Raw genomic sequence first — 16,618 nt, 5'->3', positions numbered from 1 at the left:
GAAGGTATACACAACATGTTTGACACACTGACCCACGGCGCTCTTTTACAAAAAACCGCCGAAGAAACAGAAGCGGAAATCTCCGCCGTTCATAAAAGAATAGAAGAAATCAGTGAACGGAATGAATGGAGAGTCCTGCAAAGCTACAGAAAACATAAAGTAAGCGATACGCATTTTACGCCTTCAACCGGATACGGTTATGATGATATCGGACGAGATACACTGGAGAAGATCTATGCTGATGTGTTCGGAGGAGAGGCGGGACTCGTGCGGCCGCAAATCATTTCCGGAACGCATGCGATTTCAATCGCGCTCTTTGGTGTGCTGAGACCCGGGGACGAATTGCTTTATATAACAGGCAAGCCTTACGATACACTCGAGGAAATCGTCGGAGTAAGAGGCGGGGAGTATTCAGGCTCGCTTAAGGAATTTCAAATCGGATACAATGCAGTCGATTTAACATCAGAAGGCAGAGTGGACTTTGAAGCGGTCCGAGCTGCAATCCGGCCGAATACAAAAGTGATCGGCATCCAGCGTTCAAAAGGATATGCGAATCGTCCGTCTTTCAGAATAAATGAAATTGAAGAGATGATTCGTTTCGTAAAGGAAATCAAAGAAGATGTCATTGTTTTTGTGGACAATTGCTACGGAGAATTTGCAGAAGAGCGGGAACCCTGCCATGTCGGAGCGGATCTTATGGCCGGTTCCCTGATTAAAAACCCGGGCGGCGGCCTTGCTAAAACGGGCGGCTATCTTGTAGGGAAAGCCAAGTGGATTGAGGCCTGCTCTTACCGGATGACCTCCCCGGGAATCGGAAGTGAAGCCGGCGCTTCGCTTTATTCACTGCAGGAAATGTATCAAGGTTTCTTTCTCGCTCCGCATGTAGTGGCGCAAAGCTTGAAGGGAGCGGTATTTACCGCCCGTTTTCTTGAAAAGCTCGGCTTTACGTCAAACCCTGCATGGAATGCGCCGAGAACGGATCTGATTCAATCAGTTGAGTTTCAGGACCCTGATAAGATGATCGCTTTTTGCCAGGCGATACAATATGCTTCACCGATTAATGCGCATGTGACGCCTTATCCGAGCTATATGCCGGGATATGAAGACGATGTCATTATGGCAGCGGGCACTTTCGTACAGGGAGCAAGCATTGAATTATCAGCAGATGGACCCATCAGACCGCCTTATGTCGCGTATGTCCAAGGAGGATTAACCTACGCGCACGTGAAAAATGCGATTTGCAGCGCCGTAAATGCTTTAATGGAAAAAGAGCTGATTTAGGCCGTTTGCAATTTTCAAAGAATTTGATGTTAAGATTCCTTACATTGTGTTGACACAAAATATAACATCACCTATAATGAGACTAAGATAAGAAAAGGAGGAAATTGAGATGAGTGATAACATTCGCCGCTCAATGCCTTTATTTCCAATTGGGATTGTCATGCAGTTAACAGAACTTTCTGCCCGGCAAATTCGATATTATGAGGAAAATGGATTGATATTTCCAGCGAGAAGCGAAGGAAATAGACGATTATTTTCATTCCATGATGTAGATAAACTGTTAGAAATCAAAAATCTGATTGAACAAGGCGTCAATATGGCGGGGATCAAACAAATTCTGGATAAGGCATCTGCCGAACCGGAAGAAAAATCCGAAAAAACCGCCAAACCGATGAAGCACAATCTGTCTGATGACGAACTCAGAAAGCTTCTGAAAAACGAACTGATGCAGGCAGGCCGTTTCCAGCGGGGAAATACTTTCCGCCAAGGTGACATGTCCCGATTCTTTCATTAATCCGTTAGCAACTGTTTTGCTATATACATTTACCTTTTAGAGGAGGAGTTTTACGAAATGGCAAAGTACACAAGAGAAGACATCGTAAAATTAGTAAACGAGGAAAACGTAAAGTATATCCGCCTTCAATTCACAGACATTCTCGGAACGATTAAAAACGTGGAAATTCCTGTGAGCCAGCTTGAAAAAGCACTTGATAATAAATGCATGTTCGACGGTTCTTCCATCGAAGGTTTCGTCCGTATCGAAGAGTCTGATATGTACTTATACCCTGATCTGAACACATTTGTAATCTTCCCATGGACGGCTGAAAAAGGTAAAGTAGCACGCTTCATCTGTGACATTTACAATCCGGACGGCACGCCGTTCGAAGGTGACCCGCGTAACAACCTCAAACGGATTCTGAAAGAAATGAAAGAACTCGGTTTCAGCGATTTCAATCTTGGACCTGAGCCTGAATTCTTCCTGTTTAAATTAGATGAAAAAGGCGAACCGACGCTTGAATTGAACGATAAAGGCGGATACTTCGACCTGGCTCCGACTGACTTGGGAGAAAACTGCCGCCGCGATATCGTGCTTGAGCTTGAAGAAATGGGCTTTGAAATCGAAGCATCTCACCATGAAGTTGCTCCGGGCCAGCACGAAATCGATTTTAAATATGCCGGTGCCATCCGTTCTTGTGACGACATCCAAACTTTCAAACTGGTTGTCAAAACGATCGCCCGCAAACACGGTCTGCATGCGACATTCATGCCAAAACCGCTGTTCGGCGTAAACGGTTCCGGTATGCACTGCAACCTATCACTCTTTAAAGATAGCGTTAACGCGTTCTTTGATAAAGACGCTGATCTTCAGCTGAGTGAAACAGCAAAACATTTCATTGCCGGTATCGTAAAACACGCGACAAGCTTTACGGCTGTCACAAACCCGACAGTGAACTCTTACAAACGCCTTGTTCCGGGCTATGAAGCACCTTGCTACGTGGCATGGAGCGCGCAAAACAGAAGCCCGCTGATCCGTATCCCGGCTTCCCGCGGCATCAGCACGCGTGTTGAAGTCCGCAGCGTAGACCCGGCGGCAAATCCGTACCTGGCGTTAAGCGTATTGCTTGCAGCAGGCCTTGACGGAATCAAAAACAAACTTGAAGCACCGGCTCCGATTGACCGCAACATCTACGTCATGAGCAAAGAAGAGCGCATGGAAAACGGCATCGTAGATCTTCCGGCGACACTGGCGGAAGCTCTCGACGAATTCAAATCAAACGAAGTCATGGTTGCAGCACTCGGCGAGCACCTGTTCGAACACTTCATCGAAGCAAAAGAAATCGAATGGGATATGTTCCGCACACAGGTTCATCCGTGGGAGCGCGAACAATACATGTCTCAGTATTAATCTCTCAATCCCTTGGCACTATTGGTGTCAGGGGATTTTTTGGTTTTGATCATAAGATTAAAAGAACAATATTTTTGGTCCTTGACCAAAATATGACCAAAAAAATTTGAAGTTATGAATCTAACTCCGCAATTGATGACTCGTATTTCTCGTGATTCTTTATTCGGTTTTGGTTTGAGTAGACGGCTTCTAAAAATGGGGGCAGCTAACAACGGAATTGATGGCTGTTGCGTTCTGAAAACAGTAACTGCGAAACGTATATATGGCTTGTCTGCTGACGGAGTGTCCGACCAAAAACTAAAGCAAAAATGCTGTCTCTTCTGACATAAATGAAACAGACCTTTAATAGGGCTTTCAGGGTACGGTAGAACTGGTGAAATGAAAAAATGAACAAGACTAAAGACTTCCATCCCTCCACCTCCTCTTTGAAACTGAAGACGCCAGGTAAGGCGTTCTTTCGTAATATTTTTTTACAGCTTTCACTAAAACGATTTCACAACATCCTTATCTGAAAATTGTGGGCAATCATTTCCATTTTCCTTAATATGTTATTTTATGCAAACCCTATGTTACAATTTAACTTAGTATATAGACGGAAGGGGAAATGCAATTTTGCTTGGGATTAAAGTTGAAAAATCTGATGGTAAATTAATTATCAATTGGCAACTATCTAAAATTGAAATTCCAATCAAAGAAATCAACGATGTATTACTGGATCCATACTATGGGGGACAGGAGAAAAATGCAGTAAGGATTGGGTTTCCTTATGGCTCTACGGATAGGATAGTAATTAAAACGGCAAAAAACACTTATATTTTGTTTACTTCTAATGCTGCTTCAATTATGAATAAAATTCTTACTGATTAACAAATTCGTATCCTCAGTAATTATTCTGAGGAGTATGGGGGTGTTTTTATTGACTAACTTTGTCCATAAGACTATCAATGGTTTGAAAAGTCTTTTAGATGAAAAAGGGGCCATTAAATTGTTTTGTTCTGAGGGATATATTATAGAGAGTCTTGTGACTTTTTCTCCGAACAAAGCGTCTCTTAGTGAAATCCAAAACTTTCAGTCGAATCATAAATTCACTCTTCCTGATGATTACCTGAAGTTTATTTCTCAGCATAATGGCGCAAAAATTTTCGAAATCCTTTCAAAGGGTGAGAATATTGGCGGAGGGCTTCATTTATTTAGCCTTGAGGAAATAGAGGAAGAACTAAAATATGAGGATTTGTTTGATGGGATCAATGGAATACCTATTGGCTATCTGTTGGAAGAATGTCATTTAATGATCGATAAGGATAGAGTGAATCAAGGTGATCCTAACTATCTATTTATATTTGAAAGTGGTTCAGAATATAATCCATTAAATTTAAACTTTGAAATATTTTTAGACCGATATATTATGTCGAACGGGGATGCTTTTTGGGATTGGAAATACTATACCGCTGAAAATTATTACAGAACGAGATAAAACCGTGTATGACAGTCAGAACAGACTGTGATGAAATCAGCGATATCATTCATCTTGATGTTTTCTCTACAGAAGATGTCGATCAAAATCTGGAATCAGCAGACAAAAAACGGGACGATACCGTAAATAGGCTCGGAAAGCTCGATCACGATCTAACGAAAGAATACGCAGAAACCGAGGCAAACGAACATTTCATTCAGGCCGATTTTCAACAGCTCCAAAACGCTACGGGAAAAGGGAAAAACGCCACTCCGCTTCACTATAATGCCGAGGCGTACAGAGAAAGTGACATACATAAGAAAAAAGGCGAGATTGCAAGACACTCAGACGCTTACCTGACAATTAAGAAGGAAGAAGCGAAAGAGCGGGAAATCAAGGATTTGAAGAAAAAACTCGCTGACGGTGTGACCGATCCGGATGAATATTTGGAAATTGCGAAGAAGATCGGCTATGAAAACCTTGAACCTTCCCAGCAGCAACATGTCATGCAGCTTGAACAAGCAAAACAGCTGGAAGAAGCCGGAGAAGTGACTTGGGATATTTTAAAAGGAGCCGGCGTTGGTTTATATGATGTTGGGAAAGACACGGTAACCGGTTTATGGGACTTCATAACCGATCCGGGAGAAACCTTGTCAGCACTGGGGAATGCAGTACTTCATCCTGTTAAAACATATGATGCTGTTTCAGCAGCAATAGAAGAATCGTATCAAAAGGATATGGTGAACGGAGATGCTTACTCCAGATCTAGATGGGTGACATATGCGGTCGGTTCAGTGGCTGTGGCTGTCGTCGGAACGAAAGGAGCAGGAGCCGTTAACAAAGCTGATGCGGCGGGGAAGGTCATAAACAAGGCAGGACAGGTAGGTCAGAAAATTAAGGATGTTAAACTTCCAGATCTGCTTCCGTATAACTCTAAATATAATCTTGCGATGGCAGGGGACGTGCCATACAATGTGGTTGATAGCCAAAACCTTAAAAATGAACTTTTGACCAATGCAAAGAAATTGGATGAAAGCAGAAAGCCATTTACAGGTCAGCAAGTTGATGTCCCTTGGTTAAATAAAGAAAAATATGAAGCATACGAAATAGACGGTAAGGTAAAAGTTAAAGGAGAGCCTAGAGATGTAAGCCGTAGAGTATATACAATGAAAGATATTGATCTTAATCAAAAAAATCGTAAAGGCCTTACGAATCTACAACTGATGAAAAATGGTAATGCTCCGTTTGCTAAAGATGGCACGCAAATAAATTTACATCACTTAATTCAAGAAGAGCCTGGTACTATACTGGAGATACCTGAAAGCTGGCATAATAAGTACAGTGATGTTTTGCATGGATTAAAAGGGAATGGACAGAGTTTTAGAAATGATCTAGTACTTGATAAACAATATAAAAGTTTCAGAAGAAGGTATTGGAGATGGAGAGCTCAGCAATTTGAGAACCAAGAATAAGAGGTGAAAGTTTAATGGATTATTCAAAAATAAAAACTTTCTTTGATGAAAATAAAGAAAATTCAATTCTCACGGGAGGAGTCACTGAGGAGCAGATTAGAGAAATAGAAGAGGATCTCAATGTAACTCTTCCAGACAGCTATAAGTGGTTTTTAACTGAGTATGGTTCAGGGGGAGCATATGGAACAATGATACTCGGATATGACTCTCACGGCGCTGAAGTTGTCGAACAGACCAATGAATATATAAAATATTATAACCTTTCCGATGGTCTTGTAGTGATCGAATATGTAGATGAATTTTCTTATTGTCTTGACACTAATAAGATGAAAAATGGTGAATGCCCTGTCATTCTTTGGGACAACCAAGAGGGATATGGTAAACAAGTTGGTAGTACATTCCTTGAGTTTTTAATAGAAGAACTGGAAGAAGCGAAAGACGACTGGATTGATGATGAGGACTGGGACGATTAAAACTAAAAAGAAGGTCTATAACTTGTTTTTCCATAGCATATGAAGGAGTATTAAAATGAGCTTTACTAAGATAAGATCGAACAAAAGTTGAAAGAGTTTACGATTGATGCTGGCACAGATCCTAGCATTAATACAAATGAACAACTAAAAGAGCTTGAAATTAACATAGGCAATCAATTACCTTCAGATTATAAGGACTTTTTGAAGATATATGGAGGATGTTATTTAGAAAGTAAAAAAACAACAGATGAAGTTGAGTATGACGTTTGCTATAAACCAATAGAGAAAGACCTTTGGATGGGTAAGGACGATGATACGCAATTGTTAGAGGATTTTTACGGTTTAGCGAACGATCATAGCAGTCTTCAGAAAGTGATCGATACATATTCTGATCGGTTTCCTAGAAATATAATTCCTATTGCAAGCAGCTCTGCAGGCGGGAATGAAATATGTATGGATATCGATAATGAAAAGATATTGTTTTGGGATCATGAATAAAGTCATCCAGATAAAGTCTTTTTCCTGCTGTAAACTACAGACGGGTTACAGTGTTTTTCCCTTAATAAAAAGACCAGGGTGTTGGTATCACCCCGGCTCTGTAATAAAAGCTGCCCATCAAAGGACTTGCTCAGCTGATATTCATGATAGACCTTTTCCTTCAGGTTCTGAGGCTCAAGGGAGGTCTGTTTTTTTCTTATATACGTCAATAGGCCGATTATAAACGGCTCGAATAATCATTTATATTTAAATGAGGATATTATATGATTTCCTTCATTTTTTATTTTCAATAGGAAGGAGCAGGAAATTCATCAATTTTGATACGAAGTAAACTATAAGGTTTCTGTCGTAAGTCTTTTCCATAATGAAATCTAGCCTGCCGATGTAATTGGTTCACGATGACATATAAGTATTCATCCGGACCAATCGAAAAAGTATCCGGCCATAAAATTCTCGAATCATGTGCGATGGTTTCCATTGTGCCATTCGGCAGCATTTTTCGAATACTATTGTTCTCGTAATCTCCGGCATAAATGGCTCCTTTCGCATCTGTAATCATTCCATCAGACGCGCCTTTTTCTCCCCAATACGCCACATGATAAAGTAAATCCATGTCCGGTATATTTCTATCTCTCAGGGCTTCTGTTGAGATCGAGAACAAATGGCGGCTGGTCAGTGGACAAAAAAATAATACCTTTCCGTCAGGAGAAATCGCAATACCGTCGGATGCCAGCCTAAATGGGGAAGTTGAACCATCCCTATTACGATTCATCAAAATTTTGCCTTCTACTTTCGGTATAAAAGAGGAATCCGGTGAAGTTGGATTTGCTCCATTTAACCGTCTAAATGCGTTTCCGGTTTCTAAATCCACGACGATAATAGCTCCTGGTCCTTTGGAAGAAGAATCCGTTATATAGGCATAACCTGCAGTTCCAACACGAAAATCAAATCGGACATCATTCAGGTAAGTTGTTGGAAGGACAACATCTTCTGTAAAGGTATAAACTCTTCTGATTGTATTGGTTTTTAAATCAACAGCGACTAATTTTGCCCCGCCTTTAATTGGTTCAGAAAAATTGGGTGCCGCCGTATCTAATACCCAAAGCGTTCCTCTTCCATCAGTAACTACACTTTGGACACTGATGAAAGTCATTTTGATATTCTCAGGGTTAACCAAATTGGTTTGTAAATCAGGATAAGGCTGTAATTTATCCCCAATTATTTCCGCCACCGTAAATTTAACATTGTCTCCCCATTTCGGAAAACAAATGAAAATACGACCAGTTTCTGAAACAGTAACACCGGTAGGCATAGCTCCATAAAATGTATAAACCAGTTCTAAATCCCCAAAATATTTTTCAAAAGGCAGCATAGGTTTCATAATATCCTCCTCAACCAATTAAACGGGATATCACTTATATATGATTCGCATTTTTTCTAGTGCACGTTTCTTAATAAGTTTTTCTAAACAAAAGATGATGGAAGTTCTTTTCATTTAATAAGTCAGTCAGGTGACACAGGGGGGTTTTTACTTAACGTCTGTCGAAGCAGTCGGCAATTACAACATGGTATGTCCTTTGCCGGTTTTAAATTCTCTGAAAAAAGAGTTGAAAAAGCAGAAAAGATTTTATAATATGAAATCAAGTTAGTTTGTTCGATCAACAAACTAATAAAACCACTTTAATTGTCCATCATGTAAAGGTCTTAAATGGGAGGGGGATAAGAGGCTCGATTTAATTGGAGGTATATAAAAAGCGAAAGCCAAGCTTTTATCCTGTTCACTGCTATCTGATCACCATTTGGATGTTGAAAATGCTCTGTGAAAGTAAACCGCTATCATTCTTTGAAAGCGCTTTTATACACCGCTCACTGGCCGATAATTTTAAATAAAATGTTATACCATTCATCATGTTCCTTATGTAAAGGATCGAAAAGGGGAGAAATCATGCTCAGTGAAAATGTAAAGAAGATCAGCATGGTTGAAAAAGTTGGATATGCGTCTGGAGATTTTGCATGTAATTTAATTTATGCAACAGTGTCTACGTATCTTTTGTTCTTCTATACAGATGTTTTTGGTTTATCGGCAGCAGCAGCCGGTACGATGTTTTTAGTGGTTAGAATCATCGACGCTCTCGCTGATCCTTTTATCGGAACAATAGTTGACAGAACAAATAGCAGGTTTGGCCGCTTCAGACCGTATCTTTTATTCGGAGCTTTTCCCTTTGTCATATTGGCCATACTCTGTTTTACAACCCCGGATTTTTCGGATTTGGGGAAATTAATATATGCCTATATCACCTATGTCGGCTTATCGCTTACATATACCATGATAAACGTGCCATATGGCGCGTTAACATCTGCAATGACCAGAAATAATCAAGAAGTTGTTAGTATAACGTCTGTCCGTATGTTATTTGCAAATCTTGGAGGACTTGTCGTTGCATTTTTTGTTCCCTTACTGGCTGCTTATTTAAGCGATAATTCCGGCAGCGAATCTCTTGGCTGGCAGCTAACCATGGGTATTATGGGAGTTATAGGCGGGTGCCTTTTAATCTTTTGTTTTAAAAGCACAAAAGAGCGTGTCACGCTTCAAAAATCGGAAGAAAAAATTAAATTTTCGGATATATTTGAGCAATTTCGTGTTAATCGGCCTCTAGTTGTATTAAGTATTTTCTTTATTATTATTTTTGGAGTGAATTCAATCAGTAATTCGGTTGGCATCTATTACGTAACGTATAATTTAGAAAGAGCGGATTTAGTGAAGTGGTACGGTTTGTTGGGAAGTTTGCCTGCTTTGGTCATTTTACCGTTTATTCCAAAGCTTCATCAATTATTAGGGAAGAAGAAATTACTAAACTATGCATTATTACTGAATATGATCGGCCTCTTAGCTTTACTTTTCGTTCCGTCAAGTAATGTATTCCTGATACTTTCCTTTCGATTGCTGGCCGCTGCCGGAAGTCTCACTGCCGGGGGATATATGTGGGCGCTTATTCCTGAAACAATAGAATATGGAGAGTATAAGACCGGGAAAAGAATGGGCGGTCTCATATACGCTATTATCGGATTTTTCTTTAAATTCGGCATGGCCTTGGGAGGGGTTGTACCGGGTTTGGTTCTAGATCAGTTTGGATATGTGGCAAATCAGGTGCAAACGCCGGAGGCATTGACGGGAATTTTAATTACAACAACCATTATCCCCGTGTTCTTACTGGTTCTGGCCATGATTGATATTAATTTCTATAACTTAGATGAGAAAAAATATAAAAGCATGGTTCGAGAATTAGAGAATAGAGACAAAGTTTATTTGGATCATATTGACGATTTCAAAGCTTAAAACATGATGAGTCAACAGAAAATAGCTGAGGAGGAGTTCAAAATGAAGATTATCAATCCAGTACTTAAAGGATTTAACCCCGATCCGAGTATTTGCAGGGTTGGAGAGGATTATTATATCGCTGTATCTACATTTGAGTGGTTTCCGGGAGTCCAGATACACCACTCAAAAGATTTAGTCAATTGGCACTTAGTTGCACATCCATTACAGAGAGTATCGCAATTAGACATGAAAGGAAATCCTAATTCAGGCGGGGTCTGGGCGCCATGTTTAAGTTACAGTGACGGAAAGTTTTGGCTGATCTATACGGATGTTAAGGTCGTAGATGGCGCCTGGAAAGATTGTCATAATTATTTAGTGACTTGTGACACGATTAATGGTGATTGGGGGGAGCCGATCACATTAAACAGCTCGGGATTTGATGCTTCTTTGTTCCATGATATGGATGGGAAAAAATATTTATTAAATATGTTATGGGATCAGCGTATTGATCGGCACTCCTTTGGAGGCATTGTCATGCAGGAATATTCTGATAAGGAGCAAAAACTAATCGGTAAACCAAAAGTGATTTTTAAAGGAACTGAAAGAAAGCTGACAGAAGCGCCGCACCTTTACCATATCGGGAACTATTATTATTTATTAACCGCAGAAGGAGGAACGCGGTTCGAACATGCTGCTACAATTGCCCGCTCTGCAAATATTGAGGGTCCATATGAAGTTCATCCTGATAATCCTATCTTAACGTCATGGCATGCGCCGGAAAATCCGCTGCAAAAATGCGGACATGCATCCATTGTACAAACACATACAGGCGAGTGGTATTTAGCTCATTTAACGGGACGTCCCATTCATCCGGACGATGATTCAATTTTTCAGCAGAGAGGATATTGTCCTCTGGGCAGAGAAACAGCTATTCAAAAGCTCTATTGGAAAGATGGCTGGCCTTATGTAGAAGGCGGAAAAGAAGGGAGCTTGGAAGTGGATGCGCCTTCTATACCAGAAACAATGTTTGAAGACACGTATCCGGAAGTTGATGAATTTGAGGATGCAACATTAAATATTAATTTTCAAACGTTAAGAATTCCGTTTACGGAGAAATTAGGATCATTAACTCAAGTGCCAAATCATTTACGATTATACGGCCATGAATCCTTAACTTCGACATTTACTCAGGCATTTGCAGCCAGACGCTGGCAAAGTCTCCATTTTGAAGCGGAAACGGCTGTTGCGTTTTATCCGGAAAATTTTCAGCAAGCTGCTGGTTTGGTGAACTATTACAATACAGAGAATTGGACGGCTCTTCAAGTCACGTATGATGAAGAACTTGGCCGTATTCTTGAATTAACGATATGTGATAACTTTTCTTTTTCGCAGCCGTTAAAAAATAAAATTGTGATTCCTCGTGAAGTCAAGTATGTCTATTTAAAAGTGAATATTGAAAACGAAAAATATTATTATTTCTATTCATTTAACAAAGAAGATTGGCACAAAATCGACATTGCATTAGAATCGAAAAAATTATCAGATGATTACATCCGCGGCGGGGGATTCTTTACAGGAGCTTTTGTAGGGATGCAATGCCAAGATACGAGCGGAAATCATATTCCGGCCGACTTCAGATATTTTCGTTATAAAGAAAAATAATTAGCACATGAAAAAGGAGATTTCTATTTTAGAACTCCTTTTTCATATTAGAAGGTGCCTATGTCAGTATTGATTCAGAAATACGCCTAGAATAAAAAAACCCATCTTTAAAGATGAGCGTAAAACATAGAAGTATGTACATTTCAGTTATGAACCATGTCGAGAAAATGATCAATAACAATAGAGGACATTCCTAGAGCAGGGGCAGTTTTTCCTAAGATAGATGGTAATAATTCATAGCTATTGTCTAGTTGGGAATAAACCCTGGATGACACTTCACTTTTAATTGAATGTAAAACCATAGGATGCGATTCAATGATGCTGTTTCTTAAAATGATGGCTTGCGGATTAAATGTATTTAAAATATTGGTCAGGCCTATTCCTAAATAGAAACCAAAATTCTGTAATGCCTGTAAAGTTCCAACATCATTCAGATGGGCGAGGTCTATGATATCTTGGCTGGACACTTTTTTCTCTTTCGTCTGAAGAGATGTTACTAAAGCTTTCTCTGAAGCATACAATTCCCAGCATCCTCGGTTTCCGCAGCTGCATTTAGGACCCTTAAAGTCTATTGTCATATGTCCCATTTCTCCAGAGAATCCGCCAACCCCTCTATATAAATGATTGTTGATCATAACACCGATCCCTATTCCTGTACCGATACTTGCATAAATAATGTTATCGTGATTTTTTGCCGCACCAAATACTTTTTCTCCATATGCGCCGGCATTTGCCTCATTTTCAATAAAAACGGGCACATTGAACTTCTTTTGGATGAAAGATTTTAAGTCAATATCTCTCCAGTTGGCGTTCGGAGCGAAAACAATTTTCTGATTTTTGTCAATCAGCCCGGGCGCGCATATCCCTATACCAATAAGACCGTATGGAGATTGCGGCATATTTGCAATAAAGTGATGAATCATCTCAATTAAAATATCTTTAGTGATTTCTGGAGAATTGCATTCCAAATGGTGGTGTTGATCAAGGACGATCGTCCCTTCAAGATCTGTTAAAATGCCATTAACATAATCCACGCCAACATCTATTCCTACGGAGTATCCTGCTTTTTTATTAAAAACAAGCATGACAGGTCTTCTGCCGCCGCTTGATTGTCCCTGACCTATTTCAAATACGAGGTTTTCTTTCATTAATGTGTTTACCTGTGACGAAACAGTTGATTTATTTAATCCGGTCATTTCAGATAATTTTGCTCTTGAAATAGGAGAATTTTTAAGTATTTCGTTTAGTAATAACTTTTGGTTAACTTTTTTGACAAAGGCTTGATCAGCGATATCCACTTCATCCACTCCATTTGTATAATCTTTAAATTAAGTTGAACGTTCTGTGTTATCGTGCGAAACGCAGTACATAGCGAATCCAACCTTTATTATATCTAATGTGTTCGTAAAAAACTAAAAAAAATATTGAAAATACTGATGAGGTTATATAAGATGAAAATAAGTTAGTTTGTTTAGGCAACAAACTAATGTGCAACATGACATAAAAGCATTTGTATTTGAATGATCATTTTAGAATTTATTTTTAAGGGGGAAATCACACATGGCTCACTCTCATTCCGGTTCGGTCAACTATTTTGAAAGCGTAAACAAAGTGATTTACGAAGGGAAAGAATCCACGAATCCTTTAGCATTTAAATACTATAATTCTCAAGAAGTAATTGGCGGAAAAACGATGAAAGAGTATTTGCGATTTTCTATTGCCTATTGGCATACATTTACCGCTGACGGCACAGACATGTTTGGAGCAGCTACGATGCAAAGACCGTGGGATCATTATAAAGGCATGGATCTGGCGAGAGCGAGGGTAGATGCAGCGTTTGAGCTGTTTGAAAAACTGGATGCGCCATTTTTTGCTTTTCATGACCGGGATATCGCACCGGAAGGAAGTACGTTAATAGAGACAAATCAAAATCTGGATATAATCGTGGACATGATAAAAGACTACATGAGAACCAGCGGCGTTAAGCTATTATGGAATACTGCAAACATGTTTACGAATCCCCGTTTCGTCCATGGTGCGGCGACTTCTTGTAATGCAGATGTATTTGCGTATGCCGCAGCCCAAGTAAAAAAAGGATTAGAAACAGCAAAGGAGCTTGGCGCCGAGAACTATGTATTTTGGGGCGGACGTGAAGGGTACGAAACTTTGTTAAATACCGATTTAAAATTTGAGCTTGATAATATGGCCAGATTTATGCATATGGCAGTGGATTATGCGAAGGAAATCGGGTATACAGGGCAGTTTTTGATTGAACCAAAACCAAAAGAGCCGACCACCCATCAATATGATACGGACGCAGCAACAACCATTGCCTTTTTAAAGCAATATGGCTTAGACAATCATTTTAAATTAAATCTCGAAGCCAATCATGCCACATTAGCCGGACATACATTCGAACATGAATTACGAATGGCGAGAGTGCATGGCTTGCTTGGCTCTGTTGACGCGAATCAGGGTGATCCGCTTTTAGGCTGGGACACAGATGAATTTCCGACAGATTTATATTCTGCGACATTAGCAATGTACGAAATTCTGCAAAATGGCGGTCTTGGAAGCGGAGGATTAAACTTTGACGCAAAGGTCAGGAGATCTTCTTTTGAGCCTGATGATTTACTATATGCCCATGTTGCAGGGATGGATACATTTGCGAGAGGGTTGAAAGCCGCCCACAAATTAATCGAAGATCGTGTGTTTGAAGATGTGATTCAACACCGTTACCGCAGCTTTACTGAAGGGATTGGTCTTGAAATTGCAGAAGGAAGAGCTGATTTTAAAACACTTGAGCAATATGCGCTGAACAATCAGCCAATTAAAAACGAATCAGGGAGACAGGAGCGGTTAAAAGCGATATTAAACCAATACATTTTACAGGTATAACAAGTGAAAAAAGAAGCTCCAGATCCCGCTGTAAAAAGATGCAGGCAGCCAAGTTCCCGGAATTGCCCGTCATGAAGTTACTGTTATGGCGGGCCAATTCAATGGGGATCTATTTAGAGAGGAAGGAGTGAAAAAATGAAGTATGTCATTGGAATAGACCTTGGAACAAGTGCCGTTAAAACCATTTTAGTCAATCAAAACGGCAAGGTTTGTGCAGAAACGTCCAAAAGTTACCCGCTCATCCAAGAGAAGGCGGGATATAGTGAGCAAAATCCTGAAGACTGGGTGCAGCAAACAATTGCAGCATTGGCTGAATTGATTTCGATATCCAACGTTCAACCCGGGGATATTGACGGGATTAGCTATTCAGGACAAATGCATGGGTTAGTACTGCTTGATCAAGATCGGCAGGTGCTGCGACATGCGATTCTTTGGAATGATACCAGAACGACGCCTCAATGTAGCAGAATTACCGAGACATTTGGCGATCATCTGCTTGATATCACAAAAAACCGTGTCCTTGAAGGGTTTACATTACCTAAAATGTTATGGGTGAAGGAACATGAGCCTGAACTTTTTCACAAAACCGCTGTTTTTTTGCTTCCGAAAGACTATGTGAGATTCCGCATGACTGGCGCCATTCACACCGAATACTCCGACGCGGCGGGAACGTTACTTTTACATATGACCCGCAAAGAGTGGAGCGAGGAGATTTGCAATCAATTTGGTATGTCAGCGGAAATTTGTCCTCCGCTTGTTGAATCCCATGACTGTGTAGGATCGCTGCTTCCGAGCGTTGCGGCGGAGACTGGGCTGTTGGAAAAAACAAAAGTGTACGCCGGGGGAGCAGATAATGCTTGCGGTGCTGTCGGAGCCGGTATTCTTTCTTCCGGAAAAACATTATGCAGTATCGGGACGTCAGGAGTCATACTTTCCTGTGAAGAAGACAAAGAAAGGGACTTTAAAGGGAAAGTGCACTTTTTTAATCATGGAAAAAAGGATTCTTTTTATACGATGGGAGTCACGCTCGCTGCAGGGTACAGCTTGGACTGGTTTAAAAGAACGTTTGCGCCGAACGAATCGTTTGAACAATTATTGCAGGGAGTGGAATCTGTTCCGATAGGAGCAAATGGACTGCTGTACACTCCTTACTTAGTCGGTGAAAGAACGCCGCATGCTGATTCATCTATTCGGGGAAGCTTGATCGGAATGGACGGAGCCCATAAAAGAGAGCACTTTTTGAGGGCGATAATGGAAGGCATCACATTCTCTTTATATGAATCAATTGAGCTATTCCGCGAAGCGGGAAAATCAGTTGATACGGTTGTCTCTATTGGCGGGGGAGCTAAAAATGAAACGTGGCTTCAAATGCAGGCTGATATTTTCAATACGAGGGTTGTTAAGTTAGAGAATGAACAAGGTCCCGCCATGGGGGCTGCGATGTTAGCTGCCTTCGGAAGCGGGTGGTTTGACTCTCTTGAAGAATGTGCAGAGCAGTTCATTCATGAAGCAGCTGCATTTTATCCAAAAAAACAAAATGTTCAAACATATAAAACACTATTCGAGTTGTATAAGAACATTTACGTTCACACAAAAGATCTCAATACAGCTTTAAAGAGCTTTCGACAAAAATGAAGAAAGAACCTCGCCAAATTG

Annotated in this window: 13 protein-coding genes and 1 pseudogene; 12 read left to right on the top strand and 2 right to left on the bottom strand. The window is 40.4% G+C overall.

Going from position 1 to position 16,618, the window contains the following annotated elements; translation table 11 throughout:
- The first annotated feature begins 15 nt into the window (after positions 1-15).
- The 8 genes and pseudogenes from SB24_RS01050 to SB24_RS01010 form a co-directional block, all read left to right on the top strand.
- Positions 16-1,281: a methionine gamma-lyase family protein gene (locus tag SB24_RS01050; RefSeq protein ID WP_007410367.1), complete on the top strand. Its 1,266-nt coding sequence runs from the start codon at positions 16-18 to the stop codon at positions 1,279-1,281.
- Positions 1,282-1,390: 109 nt separating this feature from the next.
- Positions 1,391-1,795 carry a MerR family transcriptional regulator gene (locus SB24_RS01045; protein WP_007410366.1) on the top strand — a complete coding sequence of 135 codons (405 nt, stop codon included), beginning with the start codon at positions 1,391-1,393 and terminating at the stop codon, positions 1,793-1,795.
- Positions 1,796-1,852: 57 nt separating this feature from the next.
- The gene (gene glnA, locus SB24_RS01040) at positions 1,853-3,187 is read left to right on the top strand and encodes a type I glutamate--ammonia ligase (RefSeq protein WP_007410365.1); all 1,335 of its coding nucleotides are present in this window, start codon (positions 1,853-1,855) and stop codon (positions 3,185-3,187) included.
- 612 nt (positions 3,188-3,799) lie between these two features.
- Positions 3,800-4,054, top strand: a complete 255-nt coding sequence (locus SB24_RS01030; RefSeq protein ID WP_033574791.1) for a SunI/YnzG family protein — start codon at positions 3,800-3,802, stop codon at positions 4,052-4,054.
- A 49-nt stretch (positions 4,055-4,103) separates the two neighbouring features.
- The gene (locus SB24_RS01025; RefSeq protein WP_031379094.1) at positions 4,104-4,661 is read left to right on the top strand and encodes an SMI1/KNR4 family protein; all 558 of its coding nucleotides are present in this window, start codon (positions 4,104-4,106) and stop codon (positions 4,659-4,661) included.
- An 8-nt stretch (positions 4,662-4,669) separates the two neighbouring features.
- On the top strand, positions 4,670-6,112 hold the full coding sequence (locus SB24_RS01020; protein ID WP_076983570.1) for an HNH/ENDO VII family nuclease: 1,443 nt from the start codon (positions 4,670-4,672) through the stop codon (positions 6,110-6,112).
- A gap of 14 nt (positions 6,113-6,126) precedes the next feature.
- Positions 6,127-6,585 carry an SMI1/KNR4 family protein gene (locus SB24_RS01015; protein ID WP_039251434.1) on the top strand — a complete coding sequence of 153 codons (459 nt, stop codon included), beginning with the start codon at positions 6,127-6,129 and terminating at the stop codon, positions 6,583-6,585.
- 75 nt (positions 6,586-6,660) lie between these two features.
- Positions 6,661-7,080: pseudogene (locus SB24_RS01010) on the top strand (SMI1/KNR4 family protein); the annotation flags it as partial.
- A gap of 289 nt (positions 7,081-7,369) precedes the next feature.
- Here SB24_RS01010 and SB24_RS01005 read toward each other — a convergent pair.
- A complete protein-coding gene (locus tag SB24_RS01005) occupies positions 7,370-8,464 on the bottom strand; it encodes an L-dopachrome tautomerase-related protein (RefSeq protein ID WP_039251431.1) in 1,095 nt (364 codons plus the stop codon).
- Positions 8,465-9,028: 564 nt separating this feature from the next.
- Between SB24_RS01005 and SB24_RS01000 the strand changes: the two genes are divergently transcribed.
- Both SB24_RS01000 and xynB read left to right on the top strand, forming a co-directional pair.
- Positions 9,029-10,420 (top strand): MFS transporter, encoded by a 1,392-nt coding sequence (locus tag SB24_RS01000; protein ID WP_039251429.1) that lies wholly within the window; start codon positions 9,029-9,031, stop codon positions 10,418-10,420.
- Between the two features lie 42 nt (positions 10,421-10,462).
- Entirely contained in the window at positions 10,463-12,064 is a 1,602-nt protein-coding gene (gene xynB / locus SB24_RS00995) for a xylan 1,4-beta-xylosidase (protein ID WP_039251427.1), read from the top strand.
- Between the two features lie 143 nt (positions 12,065-12,207).
- Here xynB and xylR read toward each other — a convergent pair whose 3' ends face one another.
- Entirely contained in the window at positions 12,208-13,362 is a 1,155-nt protein-coding gene (gene xylR, locus SB24_RS00990) for a transcriptional repressor XylR (RefSeq protein ID WP_039251425.1), read from the bottom strand.
- Positions 13,363-13,624: 262 nt separating this feature from the next.
- On the opposite strand from xylR, the gene xylA reads away from it, so the two are divergent.
- Positions 13,625-14,962, top strand: coding sequence for a xylose isomerase (gene xylA / locus SB24_RS00985; RefSeq protein WP_039251423.1), 1,338 nt, complete (start codon positions 13,625-13,627; stop codon positions 14,960-14,962).
- Positions 14,963-15,097: 135 nt separating this feature from the next.
- Positions 15,098-16,597 carry a xylulokinase gene (gene xylB / locus SB24_RS00980; protein WP_039251421.1) on the top strand — a complete coding sequence of 500 codons (1,500 nt, stop codon included), beginning with the start codon at positions 15,098-15,100 and terminating at the stop codon, positions 16,595-16,597.
- Positions 16,598-16,618: the final 21 nt, after the last annotated feature.

Origin of the sequence: Bacillus sp. Pc3, from assembly GCF_000815145.1 — a bacterium.
GTDB classification, from domain to species: domain Bacteria; phylum Bacillota; class Bacilli; order Bacillales; family Bacillaceae; genus Bacillus; species Bacillus velezensis.
Note: the sequence above shows the minus strand (reverse complement) of the source record. Positions and strands in the feature narration are given on the sequence as shown.